General features: G+C 74.5%; 17 protein-coding genes. 3 read left to right on the top strand and 14 right to left on the bottom strand.

Annotated features, from left to right (window positions below):
• Positions 1–10 precede the first annotated feature (10 nt).
• The 6 genes from H6H00_RS27960 to glnA all read right to left on the bottom strand — a co-directional run bounded on the left by H6H00_RS27960 (position 11) and on the right by glnA (position 6,819).
• A complete protein-coding gene (locus H6H00_RS27960; RefSeq protein ID WP_185718638.1) occupies positions 11–1,492 on the bottom strand; it encodes an SCO6880 family protein in 1,482 nt (493 codons plus the stop codon).
• Positions 1,489–2,661 carry a hypothetical protein gene (locus tag H6H00_RS27955; RefSeq protein ID WP_185718637.1) on the bottom strand — a complete coding sequence of 391 codons (1,173 nt, stop codon included), beginning with the start codon at positions 2,659–2,661 and terminating at the stop codon, positions 1,489–1,491. The genes H6H00_RS27960 and H6H00_RS27955 overlap by 4 nt, the downstream gene beginning before the upstream one ends.
• A complete protein-coding gene (locus H6H00_RS27950) occupies positions 2,658–3,233 on the bottom strand; it encodes a DUF8175 domain-containg protein (RefSeq protein ID WP_500801832.1) in 576 nt (191 codons plus the stop codon). Before H6H00_RS27950 ends, H6H00_RS27955 begins: the two co-directional genes overlap by 4 nt.
• Positions 3,234–3,253: 20 nt before the next feature.
• Positions 3,254–3,523, bottom strand: coding sequence for a hypothetical protein (locus H6H00_RS27945; protein ID WP_185718635.1), 270 nt, complete (start codon positions 3,521–3,523; stop codon positions 3,254–3,256).
• Entirely contained in the window at positions 3,520–4,095 is a 576-nt protein-coding gene (locus H6H00_RS27940; protein WP_185718634.1) for a hypothetical protein, read from the bottom strand. Before H6H00_RS27940 ends, H6H00_RS27945 begins: the two co-directional genes overlap by 4 nt.
• Positions 4,096–5,394: 1,299 nt before the next feature.
• Positions 5,395–6,819, bottom strand: a complete 1,425-nt coding sequence (gene glnA / locus H6H00_RS27935) for a type I glutamate--ammonia ligase (protein ID WP_185718633.1) — start codon at positions 6,817–6,819, stop codon at positions 5,395–5,397.
• 141 nt (positions 6,820–6,960) lie between these two features.
• Here glnA and H6H00_RS27930 point away from each other — a divergent pair, with 141 nt between their 5' ends.
• On the top strand, positions 6,961–7,416 hold the full coding sequence (locus H6H00_RS27930) for an RDD family protein (RefSeq protein WP_185718632.1): 456 nt from the start codon (positions 6,961–6,963) through the stop codon (positions 7,414–7,416).
• A 10-nt stretch (positions 7,417–7,426) separates the two neighbouring features.
• Here H6H00_RS27930 and H6H00_RS27925 read toward each other — a convergent pair whose 3' ends face one another.
• Complete coding sequence (locus H6H00_RS27925; protein ID WP_185718631.1) at positions 7,427–8,158, bottom strand: DUF4191 domain-containing protein; 732 nt, start codon at positions 8,156–8,158, stop codon at positions 7,427–7,429.
• A gap of 34 nt (positions 8,159–8,192) precedes the next feature.
• Between H6H00_RS27925 and H6H00_RS27920 the strand changes: the two genes are divergently transcribed.
• Together H6H00_RS27920 and H6H00_RS27915 are read left to right on the top strand one after the other, a co-directional pair.
• Positions 8,193–8,642: a nuclear transport factor 2 family protein gene (locus H6H00_RS27920; protein ID WP_185718630.1), complete on the top strand. Its 450-nt coding sequence runs from the start codon at positions 8,193–8,195 to the stop codon at positions 8,640–8,642.
• Positions 8,643–8,697: 55 nt separating this feature from the next.
• On the top strand, positions 8,698–9,117 hold the full coding sequence (locus H6H00_RS27915) for a VOC family protein (RefSeq protein WP_185718629.1): 420 nt from the start codon (positions 8,698–8,700) through the stop codon (positions 9,115–9,117).
• Positions 9,118–9,185: 68 nt separating this feature from the next.
• Here H6H00_RS27915 and H6H00_RS27910 read toward each other — a convergent pair whose 3' ends face one another.
• Genes H6H00_RS27910 through H6H00_RS32705 form a run of 7 tightly spaced genes read right to left on the bottom strand, consistent with a single transcriptional unit; the run spans position 9,186 to position 24,573 of the window.
• Positions 9,186–10,742: an MFS transporter gene (locus H6H00_RS27910; protein WP_185718628.1), complete on the bottom strand. Its 1,557-nt coding sequence runs from the start codon at positions 10,740–10,742 to the stop codon at positions 9,186–9,188.
• 36 nt (positions 10,743–10,778) lie between these two features.
• Positions 10,779–11,567 (bottom strand): thioesterase II family protein, encoded by a 789-nt coding sequence (locus H6H00_RS27905; protein WP_185718627.1) that lies wholly within the window; start codon positions 11,565–11,567, stop codon positions 10,779–10,781.
• Positions 11,564–12,688, bottom strand: a complete 1,125-nt coding sequence (locus H6H00_RS27900; RefSeq protein WP_185718626.1) for a class II histone deacetylase — start codon at positions 12,686–12,688, stop codon at positions 11,564–11,566. Before H6H00_RS27900 ends, H6H00_RS27905 begins: the two co-directional genes overlap by 4 nt.
• Position 12,689: 1 nt before the next feature.
• Complete coding sequence (locus H6H00_RS27895; RefSeq protein WP_185718625.1) at positions 12,690–12,995, bottom strand: hypothetical protein; 306 nt, start codon at positions 12,993–12,995, stop codon at positions 12,690–12,692.
• Positions 12,996–13,033: 38 nt separating this feature from the next.
• Positions 13,034–17,164 carry a bifunctional SDR family oxidoreductase/pyridoxal phosphate-dependent aminotransferase family protein gene (locus H6H00_RS27890; protein WP_185718624.1) on the bottom strand — a complete coding sequence of 1,377 codons (4,131 nt, stop codon included), beginning with the start codon at positions 17,162–17,164 and terminating at the stop codon, positions 13,034–13,036.
• Positions 17,161–18,282: a DNA alkylation repair protein gene (locus tag H6H00_RS27885; RefSeq protein WP_185718623.1), complete on the bottom strand. Its 1,122-nt coding sequence runs from the start codon at positions 18,280–18,282 to the stop codon at positions 17,161–17,163. The genes H6H00_RS27890 and H6H00_RS27885 overlap by 4 nt, the downstream gene beginning before the upstream one ends.
• 42 nt (positions 18,283–18,324) lie before the next feature.
• Positions 18,325–24,573 (bottom strand): type I polyketide synthase, encoded by a 6,249-nt coding sequence (locus H6H00_RS32705; protein WP_185718622.1) that lies wholly within the window; start codon positions 24,571–24,573, stop codon positions 18,325–18,327.
• Position 24,574 lies beyond the last annotated feature (1 nt).

Genomic DNA, 24,574 nt, shown 5'->3' with positions numbered 1-24,574 from the left:
GGTTCTCCGTTCAGCGTCCGCGGCGGTGGGCGAGCAGGTCGGCGGGGTCGATCCCGATGCCGAGCGAGGCAGCGAATCCGGCGGCCTGCGCACCGCGCAGCCGGCGCAGGCGCAGCTTGGACTGGCCGGCGCGTTGCTCGACGTCGGCGATCGCGGCGGGGAGGTCGTCGTCGTGCAGAACGGTGGTGGTGACGTAGAGGGTGAAGCGGCCGACTCCTGCGCCCTGGGCTTCCTCGCGGGCGGACTGCAGGGCGCGGTCGCGGTCGTCGCGTTCGCGTTGGGTCTCGTCGCGTCGGGTGCGTTCGGCCCAGGCACGGCGGACCTGTCCGGAGGTGACCTCGTTCTCGACCTTCGCCGCGGCCTGCTCGGCGGGGTATGGCTGATAGAGCCAGGTCGTGCGGCGCGGGAACGCACCCGGCGCGAGCAGCGGTACCAGCACCCTGGATCCGACGGCCTGCCGCGGCGCCTCGCGCAGCGCCCAGGTGACCGATAGCCCGCCCTCGTGGCGGTAGGAGTCCCAGCGCTCGCGGGCGGCGACCGGTCCGGCGTCGCGCCAGTCGAGCACCGCATCGGGCTGGTTGAGGTGAGGGCGGTGGTGCGGGTCGAACGCCGCGCGGATGCGGGTGGTCAGCCATCCGGTGGAGGCACGGCCGAGCACGGCCACACCGCAGGCGGCGAGCTGGTTCTCGATCGCGGGCAGCCGCCGGCTGACCTCGACCGCGGCGGCGAGCAGGTCGGTCGGGCGTGGGGTGGCGCGGGCTGGGTCGAGGCAGATCGCGACGCGGGCGTCGGCCTCGGCGGCGGTGGCAGGGGTGAGCTCGGCCAGCTCGGCCATGATCCGTCGCGAGAGTGCGGGTGCGGTCGGGTCGAGCGCCGAGGCGATGTGGTCGCGCACGGTGGCGCCGCCGGTCGGGGCGGTGTCGACGGTGACGGCAAGGTGCCGGATCAACGGCAGGTAGCCGAGGTCGGCCAAAAGTGCTCCCCAGGCCGCGACCCAGGCGTCGGCGCGGTCGGGGTCGGCGAGGTCGAGCCCGATCGGGGAGCAGCGCAGGACCGCGGTCAGCGTGCCGGTGCGGCGGTGCCACAACAGTGCGTGGCGCCCGCCACGGCCGTCGTCGACATCGAGCGGGCGCAACGGGGCGAGCACGCCGGGCAGGTCCGTCCCGCGGGGGTGCTCGGTGAGGATCCCGCCCGACAGTTCGGTCCATCCGGCGGCTCGGGCGCGGTGGAACCGGGCCCGGCGCACCATGATGTCGGTGAGGCTGACCCCGCCCACCCGGACCAGGACCGCACCGATCACCGCGGCCGACAGACCCAGCAGCGGCAGCGTCGCGGACGGGAACGCCGACACCGCCAGTAGCGGCACGAGCACCGCGGCGAACAGCACGATGGTCGCGGTCGTCGACAGCGACCCGATGCCCCAGCCGCGCTCGGCGCGCCAGTTCCCGTAGAGGCGGGGCCCGTCATCAACGGCCCCCCGACCGGCGCTCATCGTGGGTCACCGGCGCCGTCGCTGCCGCCGGTCATCCCTCCAGCGACGGTGCGGACCGCGGCGGCTCCGACCGTGCCGGCTGCCGCCACGCCCGCTGCCGCGACGCCTGCCGCGCCCGCACCGGCACCGGCTCCGCCGGCCGTGGGGGCGGCGCCGGTGGGCGCCATGGCGCCGCCGACGGGCGGGTACTGGCCGAACGTGGCGTAGGACCCGGGGCCGTTCGCCTCCATCGCCGCCGCCCGGTCGACTGCGCCACGGCCATAGCCCTGCGTCATGGCCACGGCGCCGACCGCGCCCAGGAACCCGGACCCGCCACCGCCCCCGCCACCGATCTGCGTGCCGGACCAGGCGAAGAACTTCAGCAGCACCGGCATCGCGATCACCGCGAGCAGCAGCACCATGATCCCGGTGATCATCGTACCGGTGCTGCCCGCGTCGGTGGCGCTAGGCGAGGACAGGTAGGAGAACCCGATGTAGTAGATGAACGCCGCCGCGGGCTTGTAGACGACCATCGCGATCAGCCACACCAGGATCTTGTCCAACCAGCCCCGGGTCGACCTGGTCAACGACCCGGACGCGGCCAGCGGCAGCATCGCCGCCAGCACGAGCAGCCCGGCCTGGCGCATCGCCATGAGGACCCACTGCACCAGCGAGAGCACCGCGGCGATCAGCGACACCAGCAGGACCAGGAACACCGCGTCGCCCTCGCCGTTGACCAGGACGTCCTGCATCAGCAGGGCGAAGTTGCTTGCGGCGCCGTCGAGCAGCTCGGTGGCCAACGCGTCGCCGGCGCGCAACGCGATCTGCAGGACGGCCAACCCGAGGGCCGACACGACCGCGTAGCGGATCAGCCCGGTCGCGACCATGAGCAGCGGTTCGCCCTTGCGGGAGAGGATCAGCCGGATCGACTGCACCAGCACCGACCCGACCAGGATGATCAGGATCAAGTCGCGGGTGGCGCCCTGCGCGGCGGCCACGGCCGGGTTGAGCGGGTCGACGCTGTCGGTCTCCACCCACCACGCCGCCGACGACACCACCAGCTCGGCGGCGCCCTTGGCGACCTCGGTGACGATGCCCTGGAACGCCGAGCCGACGGCCTGCCCGGCCTGGCAGCCCAGATCGAATGTGCCACACTCGGGCCCTGGAGGCGGCTGCGCGAGCGCGGTCATGACGTGGGCCCCAACAGGGCGTATCCGGCCGTGTCGGGGTGCAGGATCGGGCGCGGGACGGGAACGCGCAGGCGCCAGTCGCCGTCGTCCCGGCGCAGCGTTGCGTCTACGCGTGAGTACCCGCCGCGATCGCGGGCCTGACGTGTGTCGGCGAGCAGGGACACGACAACGTGGTCGCCCTGGCCGTCGCCGGCGATCACCCGGAAGAAGATCGCGGCCGGGATCAGATCCGTCCGCGCGGGCTGGTCCGGGACCGGTAGCGCGCTTGCGAACCGCGCCCGGGCGGTAGCGAGGTCGCCCCAGCATTGGGCGTCGAGGGTCGCCTCGACGACGGCCGCGCCCGCGCTCGGGCCGATCCGGGGCCCGATGTGCGTCGCGGCGATCGCCGCGCCCACCTCGTCGTGGCTGAACCCGAACGCCCGCTCCTCGTCCTCTCCGGACGGACCGTGCCGCCGAGACGATGCGGCGGTGCCGCCGGGCACGGCCACGAGCACGACCCGGTCCGCCGCCACCTCGGTCGCCGGTGGCGCCGCGCAGCTGACCGACGCGGCGAGCACCGCGCCCGCGCACATCGCCAGGGCCACGACGCGGCTCATAGTTGGAACGCCCCGACCAGCAGCGCCGCGACCGAGGCGAGGGCGAGACCGCCGATCACCCATGCCGACCCGACGAGCCCCTCGTAGGCGGTGGCCGACCGGTTGCGGCGGCCGATGATCAGCATCAGGGCGCAGATCAGGATGCCGAGCACGCCGGCGACCAGCACACCCCATTTGAGCCAACCGAGCAGGTCGCTCGCCAGGTCGGCGAATCCCGGCGGGGCGACGGGGCCGGGGTCCGGAACCGAGGCACGGAACGTGATCATGGTGTCCTTCCGATCGTCGAAGGTGTTGTGGTCGTCCGGGGGGCCCGCCCGGGGACCGGGCGGGCCGTGGCCGGGGAGCGGCCGTCCATGGCGGCCCGGAGGTCACGCAGGGCGTCGGCGTATCGGCGCAACCGGCGGGGAAGCTCGGCAGGATGGGCTACCAGCAGCCCCCGGACCTCCTCCAGCGGCGCGGCGAGCTCGGCCCAACGACGGACGTAGGGCAGCACGACGACCGCGCAGGCGTGTGGTTCCAGCAGCCGCAGGCGTGTGGTCACCGGCCTGCTGGGGCCGCGCGCGTGTGCCGCGGTCACCGCGAGCACCGGCCGCCGTCCGGTCACCTGTGCGACCAGCTGGGCGGCACGGCCGGCCCGGATCAGCGAGTCGCCGGTCGCCCGGCACACCAGCACGTCGACCGCTCGACCGACGAAGATGCCGCGGTCCGCAGCGCCGAGCGCGGTGGCGATCGTGGTCGCACCGACGCCGCCCGCTACGCCGGCGACGGTCAGCCGTCGTCTCCGTTCACGAACACCGACTTGCCCGTGCCCGGGGCGTTGATCTTCTGCGGTCGTCACCGGATGTGCCTCCCTCCGTTGCGTTGGGAGCGTCCGGTCGCGGCGCTGCTGCAGCGTTGCTGGTGCGTGGCTCAGGTCAGCGCCTCCGCGACCACGGGGTCACCAGGCAGCCCGGGGTTCGTCAGATGCGCCGTCACCCGGGGGGCGCCGCTGACCACAGCTCGACCACGGCACGACCACGTGCCGACCACGGCACGACCACGCGGCCACCCACCCGGCGCCCGACCCTGGGCGCGCTCACACGACGCCGCGAGGCGGACGCAGGCGAGGGACATGGCCTTGGGTGCACGACACCGGGTATGCGCCGGCCTACGACCACACCGGCTACCTCGTGCCCGTCCTGCTCGGGGGCACCGAGACCGGCAGCAGCTCAGCTCGGATCGAGTCCGAGGTCAGCGGCTGGCGCTCCGCATGCGAGTGCGGCTGGCGCGGCATACCGGGTTCTACCCGCGCAGCGAATGGCCCAGCGCGAGCGGTACCGCCCGGACGACGTCGACGGCTGGGAGACCGGCGGCGCCACCTTCGCCGGGTGGCAACGCCACCTGGCCCGCGCCCTGCCGAGCTCGCGGTGCACGACTGACCAGGCAGTTCGCCGACATCGAGCAACGCCTCCAGGCCGCCGTCCACGCCGCTCGGTTCGCGGGCCTGTCCTGGTCGCGCCTCCGCGCGGTCACGAGTCGGGCGACGGCCGGCTCCGTCCGGCTGCGCTGGATGGCCGACGAGCTGGCCGGCGTGACTTCGCGGAGCGGGCGCCTCGATCTTGCTCCGCAAGCCGGCGGCGGAGGTGAGGGCCTTGGCGGTCTCTCGCCAAGCTAGCCCGGATCGGTTGCCTCGACCGCGGTCTGGATTGATCCGGTGACCGGGCCATCCGCCGTGCGCCGGTTGTGCCGTCCAGCTGGGGGGATCGGTGAGTCGGTGATCAGCCGGACCGCTGCTGGTGATCGTTGCACCCAACGCGTCTGACCCCGGAGGTCAGACCGGATACCTCTTCGATGCTGTTGTTGCGATCTCACGGAGGTCTGGTGACCCGCGTCCACGGCCAGCTGCCGGCTGCGGCCACGCGGCGACCACGCCACAGCCACAGCCTTCCACGCGGCCAGTCGACTCCGGTCACCCAGCGCAGTCGGCCCACGACTGGTCCCGCATCGCACCTCGTCATGCCGTGTTGATCTCCGGTGTGGCACATCCGTGGCACACGAGAACGGAAAACGGTGGTTGACGATGGCAGACGCCGGAAGGCATCTGCGCAGGTCAACCACCGTTTTCGGGTCCGCTCAGCAGGTCAGAAAACCGCTGGAATCAGACGTCGTAGTACAGGGCGAACTCGTACGGGTGCGGGCGCAGGCGCAGCGGGGTGATCTCCGTGTCGCGCTTGTAGTTGATCCACGTCTCGATCAGGTCGGGGGTGAAGACGCCACCCTCGAGCAGGTAGTCGTGATCGACCTCGAGCCGGTCGAGCACCGCGTCGAGGCTGGTGGGGACCTGGGCGATGTCCTTGGCCTCCTCGGGCGGGAGCTCGTAGAGGTCCTTGTCGACGGGGGCGGCCGGCTCGATCTTGTTCTTGATGCCGTCCATGCCGGCCATCATCATCGCCGAGAACGCCAGGTACGGGTTGCCCGACGAGTCGGGGCAGCGGAACTCCAGGCGCTTGGCCTTGGGGTTGTTGCCCGTCAGCGGGATCCGGATGCAGGCGGAGCGGTTGCGCGCCGAGTACACCAGGTTGACCGGTGCCTCGAAGCCCGGCACGAGCCGGTGGAACGAGTTGACGGTCGGGTTGGTGAACGCCAGCAGCGACGGCGCGTGGTGCAGCAGGCCGCCGATGTAGTAGCGGGCGATGTCGGACAGACCGCCGTAGCCGGACTCGTCGTGGAACAGCGGCTGGCCGTCCTTCCACAGCGACTGGTGGGCGTGCATGCCCGAGCCGTTGTCGCCGAAGATCGGCTTCGGCATGAAGGTGACGGTCTTGCCCGCGTGCCAGGCCGTGTTCTTGATGATGTACTTGAACAGCATCACGTCGTCGGCCGAGTGCAGCAGCGTGTTGAACTTGTAGTTGATCTCCGCCTGGCCCGCGGTGCCCACCTCGTGGTGGCCGCGCTCGAGCACGAAGCCCGCGTTGATCAGGTTGGTGGCCATGTCGTCGCGCAGGTCGGCGTAGTGGTCGACCGGCGGGACGGGGAAGTAGCCGCCCTTGAAGGGGACCTTGTAGCCCAGGTTGCCGCCGACCTCGTCGCGGCCGGTGTTCCACCAGCCCTCGACCGAGTCGATGTGGTGGTACTGCTGGTGCGGGTCCGACCCGAACCGGACGGAGTCGAAGATGTAGAACTCCGCCTCGGCGCCGAAGAAGCAGGTGTCGGCGACGCCCGACGCGGCCAGGTACTCCTCGGCCTTGCGCGCGACGTTCCGCGGGTCCCGGCTGTAGGGCTCGCCGGTGATCGGGTCGTGCACGAAGAAGTTCATGTTGAGCGTCTTGTGCTTGCGGAACGGGTCCAGGCGGGCCGTCGCGGCGTCCGGGAACAGCGCCATGTCGGACTCGTTGATGGCCTGGAAGCCGCGGACGGAGGATCCGTCGAAGGCGATGCCGCCGTCGATGAAGTCCTGGTCGAAGGCGGTGGCGGGCACGGTGAGGTGCTGCATCACGCCGGGAAGGTCGCAGAAGCGGATGTCGACGTACTCGACCTTCTCGTCACTGATGAACTTCAGGACCTCTTCGGAGTTGCTGAACACCCTTGGTGACTCCTTCGAACGGTTCTCGGGTTGCGGCGACGCTAGGGCGGCGGTGTTGCCCAGCGGTCACTCGCTCGTTTCACAGAGGTTAACGGGACCGACCGTCACTCGGGTCACATCCGGCTCGCCTAGGCTGGTGACATGCCCCGATGGATCGACACCTGGCTCCCCGGCTCGTCGCTCGCGGCCCCCGCGGGGGCCCACCCGGGGGAGCGGTTCGGGCTGCCGGCCGAGGGCGTCAGCGCCGTTGCGGGGTTCGGCAGGCGGCTCGCCGCGCTCAGCGTCGACTGGCTGCTCGGCTACGGGATCACCGCGCTGTTCCTCGGCGGGGAGGTCACGTCGTCGCCGTTCACGGTGCTGGCCGTGTGGTTCGTGCTCACGGTCGTGCCCGTCGCGGTGTTCGGCGCGAGCGCGGGCATGACGGCGTTCGGGATCCGGGTGGCGTCGATCGGCTCGGAGCCCGTCGTCGGGGTGCCGCGGGCGGCGCTGCGCACGGCGCTGATCGCGCTCGTGCTGCCGCCCCTGATGCGCGACCCCGACGGCCGGGGCTGGCACGACCGCGCGGCCCGCACGATCGTGGTGCGCACCCGGGCCTGAGGCCCCCGGATCAGCGCCGGCGGACCGTGCGCTGCACGCTGCGCATCTTGGCCCCGGCCGGCATCGGTCCCTTGGGCAGCGCGGCGGCGCGGGAGCCGAGGGCGGCCAGGCGCGCCTCGATCGTCTCCATCTCCTTGACGGTGATGTTGCGCGGCAGCTTCATGAGGTGGCGCTGCAGGCCCTTGAGCGGGACCTGGCCCTCGTCGTTGCCCACGATGACGTCGTAGATCGGGGTGGTGCCCGAGATCCGCGCGGTGCGCTTCTTCTCCTGCGCGATCAGGCCCTTGACGCGGTGCGGGGCCCCCTCGGCGACGAGGATGACGCCGGGGCGGCCGATGACGCGGTGCACGGCGTCGAGGTGGGTGGTGCCCGCGACGCCCTGCGTGACGCGCCACTGGCCGCGCAGGTTGTCGAGCGCCCAGCCCGCGGCGCCCGGCTGCCCGTCGGCCTTGGTGTAGACGTTGCGCTGCACGCGGCGGCCGAAGACGCTGATCGCCGCCAGGATGCCGATCGCGATGCCGATGGGCAGCAGGATCAGCCAGATCCCGAAGATCGCCCCGATCCCGACGGCGAGCGCCACGGACACCACGAAGGCGCCGAGCATCCACGGGATGAGCGCCTTGTCCTCCTTGCGCTGCATCTGGAACGCCTGCCAGATCTGCTGGCGACGCGCCTTCGACGCGGCCCGCTTCTCCAGCCGAGCTGCCTTCTTCGCTGCCTTGTCGGGCTTCCCACCGGCCATGTCGCCCAGGATACGGGTCGGTCAGACTGGGGCGATGGGCGCGCTGGAGACGATCACCCGCTACTACGACGGCTGCTCCGCCGGCGATGTCGAGCAGATGCTCGGCACGCTCGACCCGGACGTCGTGCACTGGTTCCTCGCGCCCAACGTCGGGTCGACGGCCGTCCGCGGCGGGGAGCACCTGGCGCGGTACTGGCGGAAGGTCGCGGGCCGGATCGGGGCGCGCTGGGTGGTCGACCACGCGCTGCTGGGCGACACCGAGGCCGTCATCGAGTGGACGATGTTCTGGCGGCCCGCCCCCGATGCCGACCGGGTCGCGACCCGCGGCGCCGAGTGGTTCGTCTTCGCCGCAGACGGCCGGATCGCCGAGATCCGGTCCTACTACCAGCAGCGCCCGGAGACCACCGAGCTCGACGGGTTCCCCTACGCCGGGCGCGGCTACTCGGTCCCCGGGACCGAGCGCAGTGCCCTGCACTCACCGTGAGTGAGCCCGACGTCGCCCGACCGGGGTCCGCACGGGGCTCGCTAGCGTCGACGCCATGAAGCTGACCAGCATGTACCCGGTGATCTGCACCTCGCGGATCCGCGAGTCGCACGCGTTCTACACCGAGCGGCTTGGCTTCGAGACGACGTTCGAGGCCGACTGGTACGTCAGCCTCCGCCGCCCCGACGGCCAGGAGCTGGCCCTGCTCGACCAGGACCACCCCACGGTCCCCGCCGCCTACCGCCGGCCGGTGCAGGGGCTGCTGCTCAACGTCGAGGTCCCCGACGTCGACGCCGAGTGGGAGCGGCTGGTCGTCCGCGGCGGCCTGGTGCCCGAGCAGGAGCTGCGCAGCGAGGACTTCGGCCAGCGGCACTTCATCGTGGCCGACCCCAGCGGCGTGCTGATCGACGTGATCACGCCCATCCCGCCGTCGCCGGAGTTCGCGGCCGCCTTCGCCGGCGCGTCCCGGGGCTGACCCCCCGGGACGCCGGTGGGCCCGCCACCGCGGGGGAGCGCGGTGACGGGCCCGGTCGGGGCGGGGAGCTAGACGGCACCCACCTCGTCGCGCACCCCCTCCGGGGTCGCGGCGGCGGCCGGGGTCTCGCGGTTGCCGAGCACCATGAGTGCGGCGAGGGCGACGGACAGCGCGGCGCACACCCAGCCCAGGACGTTGAGGCCGCCGACGAACGCGGCCCGGTTCGGGTCCAGCAGCGCGGCGGCGACCTCGGCGGGCAGGCCCTGCACCGCGGCGGCCGCACTGGCCAGCGTGTCCTGGGCGGCCGCGGCGAGGTCGGCGGGCGTGCCGGCCGGGACGACGGCGAGCCCGCGGTAGACCGCGGTGCCCAGGCTGCCGAGCGCGGCCACGCCCAGCGCCATGCCGAGCTCGGTCGCGGTCTCGGAGATCGAGCTGGCCGACCCCGCCTGCTCGGGCGGCGCCGAGCCGATGATCAGGTCGGTGCCGAGCGAGATCATCGGGCCGCCGCCGGCGTAGACCAGCAGGAAGCCGATGACCAGCAGGGCGAGGTCGTCGGTGCCGAGCGTCGCCAGCACGACCTGGCCGACCGTGGAGATCAGCAGGCCGCCGACCACCACGTAGTGCGGCTTGATCTTCGCGGCCAGCGCCGGGGCGAGCATCGAGGTGACGATGAGCGCCCCCGCGGCGGGCAGCAGCCACAGGCCGGCCTGCATCGGGGACAGCCCGGTGACGAGCTGCAGGTACTGGGTGACGAACAGGTACGTGCCGCCCGCGATGAACATCGAGGCGAGCATCGCGACCGCGGTGACGGCGAACGCGCGCTGCCGGAACAGGCTCATGTCCAGCAGCGGGCTGGCCAGGGTGCGCTGGCGCAGGGCGAACACCACGGCGAACACGACGCCCAGCACGATCGCGGCGATCGAGGTGACCGCCGACGCGCCGGTGGCGAGGCCCTTGAGGCCGTAGATGACCGGCAGCAGGGCCGCGAGGGACAGGGCGACGCTGAGCAGGTCGATCCGGCCGGCGTCGGCGTCGCGGTACTCGGGGAGCAGGATCGGGCCCGCCACCAGCAGCAGGACCATCACTGGCACGGCCAGCAGGAACACCGAGCCCCACCAGAAGAACTCGAGCAGTGCGCCGCCGACGACCGGGCCGAGCGCCGTGCCGAGGGAGAACATCGTCACCCAGACCGCGATGGCCACGCCGCGCTGGGCGTCGCTGCGGAACATGTTGACGATCAGCGAGAGCGTCGAGGGCATCAGGGTGGCGCCCGCGACGCCGAGCAGCGCCCGGCTCGCGATGAGCATCTCGGGGGAGGTCGCGAACGCGGCCAGCACGGAGGCGGCGCCGAACGCCGCACCGCCGATGAGGAGCAGCTTGCGGCGGCCGATGCGGTCGCCGAGGGTGCCCATCGTGACGAGGAAGCCGGCGATCATGAAGCCGTAGATGTCGATGATCCACAGCATCTGGCCGGCGTCGGCCGAGAGGCTGGAGGTGATCGCGGGGACGGCCAGGTGCAGGACGCTGACGTCCATGGAGACGAGCAGGGTGGGCAGGGCCAGCACCGCCAGGCCCAGCCACTCCCGCGTGCCGGCGCGCGGCTCGGCTGAGGTGGACGTGTCCATGATCGATCCAATCGTGTGTGTCGGGGAGGGGAGGGGTCAGGCGGGTCGGTCGAGGCCGGTCCCGGTGGTCACCGGCGCCGGCAGGGCGGCGAGCAGCTCCGCGGCGATGGTCGCCGCGGTCGTCGGGTCGTAGAGGTAGAAGTGACCGCCGGTGAACATGCGGCGGCGGAAGGCGCCGGTCGTCTCGACCGACCAGAGGTGCAGCCGCTCGGCGACGACGACGGGGTCGTCGGTGGCGCCGAGGGACAGGATCGGGACCGCGGTGCCGGCCGGTGGGCGGGCGTAGGTCTCCAGGGCCTCGAGGTCGGCCCGGATGGCCCCGAGCGCGGTGTCGACGAGGCCAGGGCGGGTGAGCAGGTCCGGCGACACCCCGCCGATCCGCACCAGGTGCGCGACCAGCTCGTCGTCGGATCCCTGGTGGGCGAACGGGGCCCGGCTCGGGAAGCACGGCGGCTGCCGCGCGGAGACGGCGAGCAGCTCCGGCGCGAGCCCGCGCCGCTCCATCCGCTTGGTGAGCTCGTAGCCCAGCACGCTGCCGAAGCTGTGGCCGAGCACGACCGTCGGCAGCGGGTCCAGGTCGGCGACCGCGTCGGCCAGCCCCGCGACGATCGGGGCGACCCGCCGCAGCGGGGCCTCGTCGCTGCGCATGCCGCGCCCGGGCAGCTGCGCCACCACGAGCTCGACGTGCTCGGGCAGCACCCGGCGCCAGGTCTGGAAGGCCGAGGGCCAGCCGCCCGCGTGGGGCAGGCCGATCACCCGCGCCACCGGGCGCACACCGGCCGGGCCGCGGCGGCGCGCGCCCACCTTCAGCAGCCAGGGGTTCATCGGAGGGCCGCTCCTTCCGTGCTCAGCAGGGGGTGGTGGTCGCGCAGGAACTGCAGGACCCGGGTCTGGTGGGGACGGATCTGCTGCCCGGGCAGGTGCTCCAGCGAGTGCAGGAACGGATCGGGCGGGGCGGGCAGCCCGGCGACCGCGCAGGCGGTGGCGAGCACGAGCGTCGGCTGGTACCAGGCGGAGTAGCCGCCCTCGTGGGCCAGCACGATCCGCCCGCCCGCCAGCTCGTCGGCCAGCTCGCACAGCGCGGTCGTCATCGCGTGGAACGTGCGGCTGGTGGCCATCATCCGACCCATCGGGTCGTGCCCGCCCGCGTCGACGCCCGCGGCGACGAGGACCAGGTCCGGCCCGAACGCCCGCGCCGCCGGGGCCACGACCTGCTCGATCGCGGCCAGGTAGGCACCGTGCCCGGAGCCGGCGGGCAGGGGGACGTTGAGGGTCCGGCCGGCCCCGGCGCCCCCGCCGGTCTCGGTCACCAGGCCCGCACCCGGGGGGAACAGCCCTTCCTGGTGGATCGAGACGTAGAGGACGTCGGGGTCGGACCAGAAGACGTCCTGCAGCCCGTTGCCGTGGTGCACGTCCCAGTCCAGGACCAGGACGCGCCCCACCCCGCGGCGCTGCGCCGACCGGGCCGCCACCGCCAGGTTGTTGTAGAGGCACAGCGCCATCGCGCGGTCGGGCTCCGCGTGGTGACCGGGCGGGCGGACCAGGCAGTACGCCCGGGGGTGCCGCCCGTCCAGCACGTCGTCGACGGCCTGGACGCAGGCCCCGACCGCCAGCCGGGCGGCCAGGGCGCTGTGGTGGTTGACCTGCGCGTACACCCCCGCGTCGCCCGCGCCGAGTGCCGAGGCGGCCTCGACGCGGTCGACGTGCGCCGGGGTGTGGACGAGCAGCAGGTCCTCGTCGGTGGCCGGGGTGGGGGTGCGCCGGACGAAGTGCTCCAGCACACCGGACAGGCGCACCAGTCCCTCGGCGCGGCGCAGGTCGGGATCGACCGCGTGCTGCCGCAGCGGCTCCACCCCGGGGCCGACCGGCACGTAGCCGGATCCGGCACCGGGGTCGTGCCAGAAGCAGAGCTCGTGGCTGAACCACGCGGGACCGGTGCGCGACACGTCAGGCCGCCACGTCCGCGCGCACCAGGGACAGGCCCGAGACGCGGGCGATGTAGCCGGTGTGGTGCTCGCGCTCCTCGTCGGGGGTCCGCTTGGTGCGCAGGATCGTGTCCAGCCAGGACAGCACCTGCTCGGCCTCGGACCGGGTCGGCGTCCGCCCGCCGAGCTCGGTCTCGAACTCGCGGATCCGCGCCGCCGGGGCGAGCACGCCCGCGGCGTACTCGGCCCGGTCCTCGTTGTGGTTGCGGGTGCAGGCCACGGCGCGCAGGACCGCCCCGAAGAACGCCGCTCCGTCGATCTCGTCCATCGTGATCTCCTTCTCGGTGGGGTGTGCCCGTACCGGGCTCAGGCGATGAGCCCGATGCGCCGCCCGGCCCGCTCGATCGCGGCGACGGCGTGGTCGATGTCCTCGTCGGAGTGACTGAGGTTGACGATCGTGCGCAGCCGCGGCAGCGCCTTCGGCACGGCCGGGTAGACGATCGGCTGGACGAACAGGCCGTCGGCCTGGCACAGCCGGGCCATCTCCTGGGCCTGCTCGGCGCTGCGGCAGATCACCGGGACGACCGGCGTCTCGCTGGCGAGGGTGTCGAAGCCCAGCCCGCGCAGCAGGCCGCGGTAGCGCTCGGTGCGCCGGTGCAGCTCGGTGACCATCGTCGGGGCGGCCGCGATCACGTCGACCGCCGCCTTCGCCGCCGCGACCTGCGCAGGCGTCGCCGCCGCGCTGAACATCCAGCCGCGGGCGTTGTTCTTCAGCGCGAACACCAGGTCGGCCGAGCCCGCGACGTAGCCGCCCGCGCTCGGGACCGTCTTCGACAGCGTCCCCATCTTCACCGCGACCCGGGCCGGGTCGATGCCGAAGTGCTCGGTGATGCCGCGTCCGGTCGCGCCGAGCACGCCCAGGCTGTGCGCCTCGTCGACCATCAGCGGGGCGTCGTAGCGCTCGCACAGCTCGACGATCTGCGGCAGCGGCGCGATGTCGCCGTCCATGCTGAACACCGCGTCGGTGACGACGAGGCGCCCGGCGTCGCCGACCTTGCGCAGCGCGCGCTCCAGGTCGTCGAGGTCGTTGTGCGCGTAGGTGATCACCTGTGCGCCGGAGAGCCGGTAGCCGTCGAGGATGCTCGCGTGGTTGTAGACGTCGCCGATCACGACGTCCCCCGGCCCGACGAGCGCGCCGACCGTGGCGACGTTGGCCATGTAGCCGCTGGAGTAGACGATCGCGTCCTCGGTGCCGAGGAAGCGGGCCAGCGCCAGCTCCAGCTCGCGGTGCAGGTGCAGCGTGCCCGCCAGCAGGCGGACGCCGTGCGCGCCGGTGCCGTGCTTCTCGACCGCCCGCACGGCCTGGGTGTCGATGTAGTCGTGGCCGATCAGGCCGAGGTAGGAGTAGGAGGCGAAGTTGAGGAACCAGCGGCCGTCGAACTTGATCCAGGAGCCCTGCGCCTCCTCGACCACCGGCTCGTAGAAGTAGTCGTCCTGGGCGACGATCGCGCGGTCCTCGGTGGACAGGGCGTCGATGCGGCGGTCGAGGAACGTGCCGTCGGGGCGGTCGGTGAGGCGGCCGGGCAGGGTGCGGCGCGGGGTGGGGACGCCGGACGGGCCCAGCGGCGGCGCGGCGGGCCGTCGGGTCGCCGGGTGCGCGGGGGCGGCCGCCGGGGCGGGCGGTGCGATCGGAGCGGGTGCGATCGGAGCGCGTGCGATCGGGGCTGCGGCGATCGGGGCGATCGGGGCCGGTGCGGCGGGGGCCTGCGGCGCGGTGGCCGCGAGCGGGGGCGTGCCGCTCGCGGCGGGGCGGGGGCCGTCGAGGTCGCGGAACCGGTCCCAGTCGGGCACGAACCCGCCGCCGGGGACGGTGGCCGGGGGCTGGACGACCGGGGCCTGGGCGACCGGGGCCTGGGCGACCGGGGCCTGGGCGGCCGGTGCGGGAACCGCCGCGGGGGCGCCCGCTGCGGGGACGGCGGGCAGCGCCGGTGCCGGCAGCCCCGCGCCGGGGGCGCCGGTGCGGGGCAGCGTGTCGAGGTGGGCCACCAGGTCCTCGACCCGGGCGTGCTCGAAGAACGTGCCCGGGTCGACCTCCAGGCCCTCCCGGGACAGCGCCGCGGCCACCTCGACGGCCATCATCGAGTCGAGGCCCAGCTCGAGCAGGTTGTCGTCGGGGGAGACCGCCCGCACGTGCAGGGTGGACTGCAGGATCGAGCTCAGCGACGGCCACAGCCGTCCTTCGGGTGCCACGGTCGTCATCGGTTCGTCCTTCGGTCGAGGGCCGGCCGGTGGAGGGGCCGTCGGTCGGTGGGCAGCGGACAGGACGTAGTGGGCGGGCGGGAGGGCGAGACCGGTCCGCAGCAGCGCGATGCCCTCGTCGGCCGACAGCGCGGGGATCCCGCGGGCGGCCGCTCCCTGCACGATCTGTTCGCCCATCCCGACGTTCCACAGGCCCCAGCCGAGGCTGGACCAGGACTCACCGGCCGCCCGCCGGGCGGCCGCGAAGCCGTCCAGGTAGGCGTTGGCCGCGGAGTACGAGCTCTGGCCGAGGTTGCCGTGCACCGCCGAGATCGAGGAGAACAGCACCACCGCTCCCGGGCGGCGGTCCCGGGGGAACGCCGCGTCGATCGCGTGTGCACCACCGATCTTGGGGGCCAGCACCTCGTCGATCCGCTCAGAAGTGAGCGTTCGGGCCAGTCCGTCGCGCAGGATCCCGGCCGAGTGGACGACGCCGTCGAAGCGCGGGGCGTCGTGCAGCGCGGCGGCGAGGTCGCGGACGTCGCAGGTGAGGACGCGGACGTCGCAGCGCCCCGCGAGGCGGTCGATCCGGTCCCGGCGCTCGCCGTCGCGCGGCTCGGTGCGCCCGACGAGCGTCAGGTGCGCGCAGCCGTCGTCGGCCAGCATCTCCGCGACGTGCAGCCCGATCCCGCTCATCCCGCCGGTGACCAGGAACCGCCCGCCGGCGACGGGGAACGGGCGGCCCGTCGCGGTGCTCGGCGCGAGCACGGGCGCCGACCAGGTGTCACCGCGGCGGACCAGCTCCGGCTCGTCGAACCCGGCCGCGGTCATCCTCGCTGCGGTCGACGCCGGTGCGTCGGGCTCGAGGTCGACCAGCCGGATCGCGGTCCGCGGGTTCTCCACCCGCAGCGACCGCACCAGCCCCCACAGTGCCGTGTGCGGCGGCCGCACCGGTCCGCCCCCGAGGCTCTGCGCCCCGCGGGTGACCACGGTGAGATCCACCATCGGCGGCCGCGCGGCGAGCGCCCGGACCAGCGCGAACGCCGTCTGCACTGCGGCGGTCGCGCCCGCGGCGGTGCCGTCGTCGGGGCCGGGGACGTAGACGACGCGGCCCGGACGGTCCTGCGCGACCGCGGCGGCGAGCCGCCCGTCGTGCACGGCGCCGGTGCCGGTGGCGCCGTCGATCTTGTCGGAGACGACGAGGACGGTGCCCGCGTCCCCGGCAGGGGTCGGCGTGACGACCTCCCAGCCGGGGGCGAGGACGGTGCCGACGACCTCCGGGGTCGGGCGGGTGCCGGTCCCGGCAGGTGCCGCGGCCGCGGGGCGGTCCCGGTGCCGTCGGTCGAGGGCCGCGTCCGGCCCGCCCGGTGGCCGGGGGACCGGCGGCAGCGCCGTGACCGCGACGGGCGCGGGTCCGGCCGGGGTGGGCCCGGTGCGGGGGAGGGGCGCCGCCGCGGGACCCGGGGAAGCGGGCTCCGGGGCGGCGCGGTCGGGAGCGGGGGCGGCGGCCTTGAGCGTGATCCGGTCCAGCTCCAGCAGCACCTCGCCCTGCAGCGAGCACACCACCGCGCGCCCGCGGACCACACCGCTGGCCGCGTCACCCGGCGTGGTCTCGACCTGCGCGAGGACCGTGCCGGAGACCGGGCGGCGCACGGCGATCCGGCCGACGAACCAGGGCAGGCAGGCGCCCGCGGCGCCGGCGTCGAGCATCCCGAGGCACTGGAACACGCTGTCGAGCAGCGACGGCGGCACGACGTGCGTGGCCGTCCCGTGCGTCCGCAGCACGGCGAGCAGCACGCCGTCGCCGCGGTGGGCGGAGCGGATCGCCCGGTAGGTGGGGCCGTAGTCGATGCCGCTGGCGGCGCGCCACGCGGCGATCTCCGCGGCGGGGACGGCCTCGGTGCAGCGGGCGCGCAGGGCGGCGGTGTCGAGGTAGCGCGGCAGGTCCATCGACCCCGAGGTGGTGCCGGCGCGGCCGTGGGTCGTCCAGTCGTCGTCGCCGGGGGTGCGCGAGCGGAGCAGGGCGGTGCCGTCGTCGGCGATCTCGGTGCGGATCTCGACGCCCGCCGGTCCGACGCGCAGCGGCGCGAGGAAGGCGACGTGGTCGAGCCACCAGCGGTCCCCGGGCCGGTCCGCGGCGCACGCGGTCAGCACGGCCTCGATCTGGGCGGCGGCCGGCAGGACCGGTTCCCCGGCGACGAGGTGGTCGGCGACGGCGGGATCGGAGGCGGCCAGGTGGACGGCGGTGACGGTGCTCATGTGCGCAGCTCGAACGCGTCGGAGGCCAGCGCGAGGCCGTTGACCTGGATGTCGACGACGTGCTCGCCCGGGTAGTAGGCGCGCGTCGTCACCTCCCTGACGGCGTGCGACTTCTCCAGCGTCCGGCGCTCGCCCGGCCCGAGGTCGACGACGCCGAGCTTGAAGACCTTGGGGATCGTCCGACCGTTCTTCCGGACGTGGTGCACGACGTAGTCGACGGCGACGCTGTGGCGGGCGGTGTCGGTGTTCTCCAGGTCGACCTGCAGGGCGACGGTGCCGGGGAGCTGCAGGTCGCGCGGCCACAGCCGCAGGCCGTGCACGGTGATGTGCTCGCCGCCGGTGGCGCCGAGCAGGGCCAGGGCCCGCTGGTCGCCCTTCTTCACCAGCACCCGCAGCGCGTGCTTGACGATCCACGCGGTCTCGTCGGTCGGGCTCTCCCGCGACCACCGGGTGGCGGTGGCGAGCGCGATCTCGGGGTGGTCGCGGGCGATGTCGTTGAGGTGGTTGGCCACCGACTTGCGCACGTACTCCGACGGGTCGCTGCGCAGCGGCTCCAGGATCTCCAGGACCGGGTGCGGGTCGTCGACGAACCGGTGCAGGGTGCGGGCCCACGGCAGCCGCGGCCGCACCCCCTCGCTGGCCAGGCGGCGGACGTTGAGGCTGGGGTCGCGGGCCCACCGCGCGACCCGCGCCATCGTCAGCTCGTAGTGCCGTTCGACGTAGGGGCGGATCGCGTACTCGCCGGTGTGCCGCTTGGTGATCTCCTCGATGGCGTCGAGGGAGACCTCCGGGTGGTCGAGCCCGAACTCCTCGACGAACCGGGCCACCGGCATGAGGAACCAGCTGGTGTTGAACATCCCGCCGCCCTCGCCCAGCTCGTCGCCCAGTACGGCGAGGAGCACGGCGACGGCGGCGGGGTAGTCGGCGGGGAGGCGGTCGCGCAGGCCCTCGGCGAGCACCAGCACCCGGTCCTTGAGCTCCAGCCCCGGGATCCGGCGCTCGACCTCGGCCGCGTAGCCCTCCACGTCGAACCCGGCGTGGTGCTCGGCGACCATGCCGCCGAGCAGCCGCGCCGCTCCGCCGTCGAAGTGCCGCTTGAGCCCGTACTCGCCTGCCATCGCGTCCTGCCTCTTCCCCTCGATGAGCGTGCGGGCCGAACGCTAGGCAGATGCGCTATCGATCCCCTTTCGGTCCGCTGTCCGGTTCGTCACCCAGAAGCGGGTGCGGTCGAACGGGTAGCCCGGAGCGGTCGTCGCGCGCCGGTCCTTGCCCCGCTGGGCGCCGGCGAAGTCCAGGTCGGCGCCCGTCGCGTTGTGGTGGGCCGTGAGGTGGTGGTGCAGGTGGGACTGGTCGTGGACGCCGCGGGCCAGCGTCGCGCGCACCACGTGGTCGTGCGGCTCCGGCAGCGCGGCCGTGAACGCCCCCAGCACCGGCTGCGGCCCGATCTCCCAGTAGGTGTGGACCCCCTCCGCGTGCAGGGCGTGCAGCGCCTCGGTGAACAGCACCGGCTGCGTGAGCGCCGCCGCGTAGGTCGCCGGGTCGGCCGCGCTCCGCGGTGTGTGCAGGGCGCCGGTGACGGTGGAGGCGAACGGGATGCGCGGCGCCGCGAACGCCGTCTCCCGCAGCGCGTCGGTGAACGGGGCCACCGCGCCCGCCATGTCGCGGGAGTGGAAGGCGTGGCTGACGGTCAGCGGGGTGAGCGCGAACCGGGTGCCGTGGGTCGCGTTGAACGCGGTCAGCTGCTCGCGGAACCCGGCCAGGACGTCGGCGGGACCGGCCAGCGTCGTGCTGGTGGGGGAGTTGTGCGCGGCGACCTCGATGTCCGGGTAGGCGGAGGTGAGGTGCCGTGCCGTCGCCGCGTCGGCGTGCAGCACGGCCATCGTGCCCCCCGCGGGTGCGGCGTTCATGGCGGTGCCGCGGCGCTCGACCAGGCGCAGCAGGTCGGGCAGCGTGAGCACTCCCGCGGCCCAGGCGGCGGTCAGCTCGCCGACGCTGTGCCCGGCCACCAGGTCCGGGCGCACGCCCCACGCGTCGAGCAGGCGGACCAGCGCCACCTGCGTGGCGACGATGCCGGCCTGGGCGTGGTCGGTGCGGGTGAGCTCGGCCGAGCGCTCGCCGTACAGCAGGTCGGTCAGCCCCGGCAGGTGCTGCGCGCACTCGTCGATCGCGTCCCGGAACACGGGCTCGGCCCCGTAGAGGCCGTGGCCCATCCCCGCGTACTGCGAGCCCTGGCCGGTGAACAGGAACGCGACCGGGGGCGCGTCCGCACCGCTGTGCCGGACGACGGGCGTGCCCGCCGGGACCGGGCGGCCCGGGCGCGCCCATCCCGGTGCGAGGCCGGTGGTGGCGATCCCGCGCAGGTGCTCCACGAGCTCGTCGGTCGTCGTGGCGTGGGTGGCGACGCGGTGGCGGTGCAGGGCGCGGCCCAGCGTCGCGGTGTGGGCGAGGTCGGCGAGCGGGGTGTCCGGGTGCCGGGTCAGGTGCTCGACGTGGTCGGCGGCCAGTGCCCGGACCCCGTCCTCGGTGGGCGCGGTGAGCCGCAGGACGTGGCTCTCCTGCGCGGGCGGCCGCCGCTCGTCCGCGTCCGGCGGCTCCTCGACGATCACGTGCGCGTTGACACCGCCCATCCCGAACGCCGACAGCGCGGCGCGTCGCGGGCCACCGGTCTGCGGCCAGGCCACCGGCTCCGCGGCCGGGTAGAACGGGGTCTCCTCGAACCGGATGTGCTGGTTGGGCCGGGTGATGTGCAGCGTCGGCGGGATGACGTCGTGCTGCAGCGCGAGCAGGATCTTGGCCAGGCCGGCCAGGCCCGCGGCCGGTTCCAGGTGCCCGATGTTGGTCTTGACCGAGCCGATCGCGCAGAACTGCGCGCGGTCGGTGTGGTGGCGCCAGGCCCGGGTGAGGCCGTCGATCTCGATGGGGTCGCCGAGCGAGGTGCCGGTGCCGTGGGCCTCGATCATGCCGATCGAGTCGGGGTGGACGCCCGCGTCGGCCAGCGCCGCGGTGATGACGTCGCGCTGGGCCTTCGGGCTCGGCGCGGAGTAGCGGGTGGTGCGGCCGCCGTGGTTGACCGCGACGCCCTTGACGACGCCGCGCACGCGGTCCCCGTCTCGCCGGGCGTCACCGACGCGGCGCAGCACGACCGCGGCGGCCCCCTCGCCGGGGACGAAGCCGTCGGCGGCGTCGTCGAAGGTGGCGCAGCGCGCGTGCGGGGACAGCGCCCCCATCTCCTGCATCGACGCGAAGTACTCCGGGCTGATCGCGGCGTGCACCCCGCCGATCACGGCCGTGTCGATGTCGCCGGAGCGCAGGTGCTGCACCGCGCTGTGCAGCGCGACCAGCGCCGACGAGCACAGCGTGTTGACCACCAGGCTCGGGCCGTGCCAGTCCATGAGGTGCGAGAGCCGGTTGGGGATCATCGCCTCCAGGCCCAGCCCCCGGCCGCTCGCGACGCCGTGCCGCGCGCGCTCCTCGTGGTAGTGGTCGTGGCTGTAGGCGATCCACAGGCCGGTGCGGCTGCCCTCCGCCCGCTCGCCGATCCGCCCGCCGTCCTCGAGGGCCTGCCAGATCGTCTCGTAGACGATCCGGGCCTGGGGGTCGATCAGCGGGGCCTCGCGCGGGGAGATGCGGAACGGGGCGGGATCGAACTCGTCGACCTGCTCCAGGAACGACGCCCGCGCCGTCCCTTCGGCCCAGCGGCCCTCCGGCAGCGGGCCGACGGTGTCGCGGCCCTCGACGAGCAGCGACCACATGCCGTCGAGGTCGTCGGCGGTGGGGACGCGGATCGCCAGGCCGACGACCGCGACGTCGCGGTCGGGACGGGGGGTGGGGTGTTCGTCGTGCGCGGCCGCCGCGCGGGCGGCGGTGGTGGACGGGGTCACAGCCGGCGGGCCCGCCACCGGTCCGGCCGGTGCCGGGGTGGCGGGGGTCTGCGGGGCCGCGACCTGGGTAGGGGGTTCCGGGACGGCCGGCACCTGCGGGGCGGTGACGTGGGCGGCGGGGGCCGGGATGGCTGCCACCGGGACGGGCGTCGGCGGCGTGGTCGGTGCGGGTGGCGGGGTCGAGGTGGCCGGCTCGGATGCGGCGGTGGGGGGTGCGGCCGCCGCGCGGGACTGCGCGGCCACCAGGTCCGGGGCCTCCTCCACCACGAACTCCGCGAACTGCCGCGGCGTCGGGTACTCGAAGAAGACCGTCGGATAGAGCGAGAGGCCGTGGTCGCGGCTGAGCCGGTCCGACAGCTCCACCAGCCCGACGGAGTCGAACCCGGCCGAGAGGAACTCGGTGTCGGCGTGCTCCTCCGCCGTGCCCGACTCGCGCAGGAACCAGGCCAGCGCGACGGCGAGCGGCGAACGCGCCGCGACCGGCCCGCCCGGCACCGGTGCCTGTGCGGCGACCGGCTGCGGCGCGGGATCCACGGGAGCGGGGTCGGTGGGGTCGGAGACCACTCCGAGGGGGATCTCGTGGCGGGGGTCGGTGTCCGCAGGGCTGCTGTCGGGCGCGGGGCCGAAGGCGTCGGCGGGCACCCGCTTCGAGGAGATGTCGCGCAGCACCAGCAGCGGGACCCCCGCGTCGTCGGTGACGACCTGCGTCACCCGGCACGCGTGCTCGTTCCAGAACGCGACCTCGGTGCGGACGTACGCGGCACCGTCGAGCGGGCCGAGCACCCGGATCCCGTCGACCGACAGCGGGATGAACGCCGACGCGTCGGCCGCGCCGAAGACGGGGTCGTCGGGGTCGATCGCGGCGATCGTGACGCTGTCGAGCAGGCCCGGGAACAGCTCCACGTCCGCCGGGTTCATCTCCCGCTGCCGCGCGCCCTCGATCCGGGCCAGCGTGCCCCCGCCGGGCAGGCTCGCGACCCAGGAGATGTTGCGGTAGTAGCGGCCGTGGTGGTAGCCGATGCGGCGCAGCCACCGGTAGATCCCGGACCCGGCGTGGGTGCGGCCGCACCGCGCGAGCAGGTCGGCCAGCGGCAGCGGGGCCGCCGGCTCGACGGGGCCGCGGGCGTAGCGGCCGCTGACGTAGGGCGCCGTGCCCTCCGGGTCGGTGACGACGAAGGTCCCGTCGGCGTCGACCCGCCCGACCACGCGGGTGGCGCTGGTGGGGATGAGCGGGCGGTGGAACAGCAGGTCGTCGACGCCGGTGAACCGGTCGCCCGCCGCGTGCGCCCCCTGGCGCAGGAAGTCGAACCAGGCGACGCCGGGCAGCATCAGCGTCCGGTAGACGGCGTGCTGCGCGATCGGCACCTCGCCCGCCCCGAACAGCCGGCTGAACACGTAGCCCTCGGCGACGGACCCCGAGTCGAGCGAGACCGGGCCGCCGGGCTCGGGCGAGCGCAGCGGCTCGCGCAGGTCCAGGGCCCGTCCGCGGGCCTGGGCGACGGGCAGCGGGCGGCGCCGGAACGGCGCGCCGCCCTGGTGGGCGGCCCAGTCGACGTCGAGCCCCGCGCTGTGGGCCGCGGCGACGACGGCGGCGAGCACCGCGTCGACGTCGCCGGTGGCGAGCTCGGCGCACAGGTCCCCGCCGCCGGGGGCGGGCGGGGCCGCGAGCACCGGGCCCAGCGCCTGCTCCAGCGAGCAGCGGCCGTCGGCGAAGTCGGCGACCGGGCCCCAGCCGGGCGGCAGGTCCACGGCGGACCCCGGCACCCCGACGGCGCGCAGCGCGACCGCGAGCGCCACCCCGGCGCACACCTCGACCAGCCGCCCCGAGAACGACCCCAGCGGCCGCGCGACGGCCGCCTCGAACCGCCCGACGACCTCGGCCACCGCCGGGTGGGCGTCGCGCAGCGCGAGGAGCCAGGCCGGTGGCGCGGGGGCGGGGGTCGGCCGGATCGGCACGGAGCGGGGCGCGTCCGGAGCCCCGCCGCCGAGCAGCCAGCGGCGCAGCGCGGCGGCGAGCCCGTCCGCGTCGGTCCCGGAGACGGCCACCCGCGCGGTCCGGTGCGGGCGCGCGACCCGGCTCGTCGCGCAGACGTCGGCCAGGTGCGCGCCGACCGTCGGCAGGAACTCGATCCACTGCGCCACCAGCTCGCGCAGGGCGTAGTCGGAGTCCGCCGACAGCGCCAGCACCTCGACGGCGCGCGCGGCCGCGGAGGGCGGTGCGGCGTCGACCCCCTCCGCGACGACGTGCGCGTTGGTGCCGCCGAACCCGAACGCGCTGACGGCGGCCCGGCGCACCGGCGCCTGCGGCCACGCCTGCGCGGCGGGCGGCAGGTGGAACGGCGAGGTGTCGAGCCGCAGGCGGGCGTTGGGCGCCTCGACCGGCGTGCCCGCGAGCACGCCCTCGTGCAGCCCGAGCAGGATCTTGGCCAGGCCGGCCAGCCCGGACGCCGAGTGCAGGTGCCCGATCCGGCGCTTGAGCGAGCCCAGCGCCACCGACCCCCGCGGCACCCGGTGGCGCCCGAACACCTCGGTCAGCGCGCGGACCTCGATCGGGTCGCCGATCGCCGTCCCGGTGCCGTGCGCCTCGACGAGCTGCACCGTCCGCGGGTCCAGCCGCGAGTAGACCTCGGTGAGCAGCTCGACCTGCGCCTCCAGGTTCGGCGTGGTCACGCCCATCGTCGCGCCGTCGTTGTTGACGCCGACGCCCGCGATCGCCCCGAGCACGTGGTCGCCGTCGGCCAGCGCGGCCGCCATCGGCTTGAGCACCACCGCCACCGCGCCCTCGCCGGGCACGTAGCCGTCGGCGCGCTCGTCGAACGTGCGGCACAGGCCGTCGGGGGACAGCGCCCCGGTGCGGGAGAGGAGCACGAACGTCAACGGGTCGAGGAGCAGGTCGACGCCGCCGACGACGGCGAGGTCGCAGCTGCCCGCGGCGAGGCTCTGGCAGGCCAGCCACACCGACGTCAGCGACGACGAGCACGCCGTGTCGACGACCAGGCTCGGCCCGGACAGGTCGAAGCGGTCCGACAGCCACGCCGCCACGAAGTTCTGCGACCGCCCCCACAGCGCGGCCGGCACCGGCCTGCCCGTGACCGGCCCGGTGGCGGTGCCGATCATCCAGTCCGGGGACAGGCCACGGCCCTGGTCGAAGCCGTAGGAGTTCATCCGGGCCCCGACGAACACCCCGGCGCGCAGCCGCGAGCGCACCCCGAGGTAGCCGGAGTCCTCCAGCGCCCGCCCGCCGACCTCGAGCATGATCCGCTGCTGCGGGTCGAGGTGGACGGCGTCCTCGGCGGCCAGCCCGAACGCGTCGTGGTCGAAGGAGAACGGGTCCTGCAGGAACGCGCCGCGGTGGTGCGTGCCCTGGTGGCCCTGGTCGCCCAGGTAGAGCTCCCGCGCCCAGCGGCTGACCGGCACCTCGTCGACCTCGACGCCGTCGCGGCCCAGCAGCCAGCGCAGGTCGGTGGCGTCCTCGGCCCCCGGCAGCCGCACGGCGAGGCCGATCACCGCGATCTGTTCCTCGTTCACG

It is taken from the genome of Pseudonocardia petroleophila (assembly GCF_014235185.1).
In the GTDB taxonomy this organism is placed as follows: domain Bacteria; phylum Actinomycetota; class Actinomycetes; order Mycobacteriales; family Pseudonocardiaceae; genus Pseudonocardia; species Pseudonocardia petroleophila.
The sequence above is the reverse complement of the archived record's forward strand: the minus strand, read 5'-3'. Positions and strand labels throughout refer to the sequence as shown.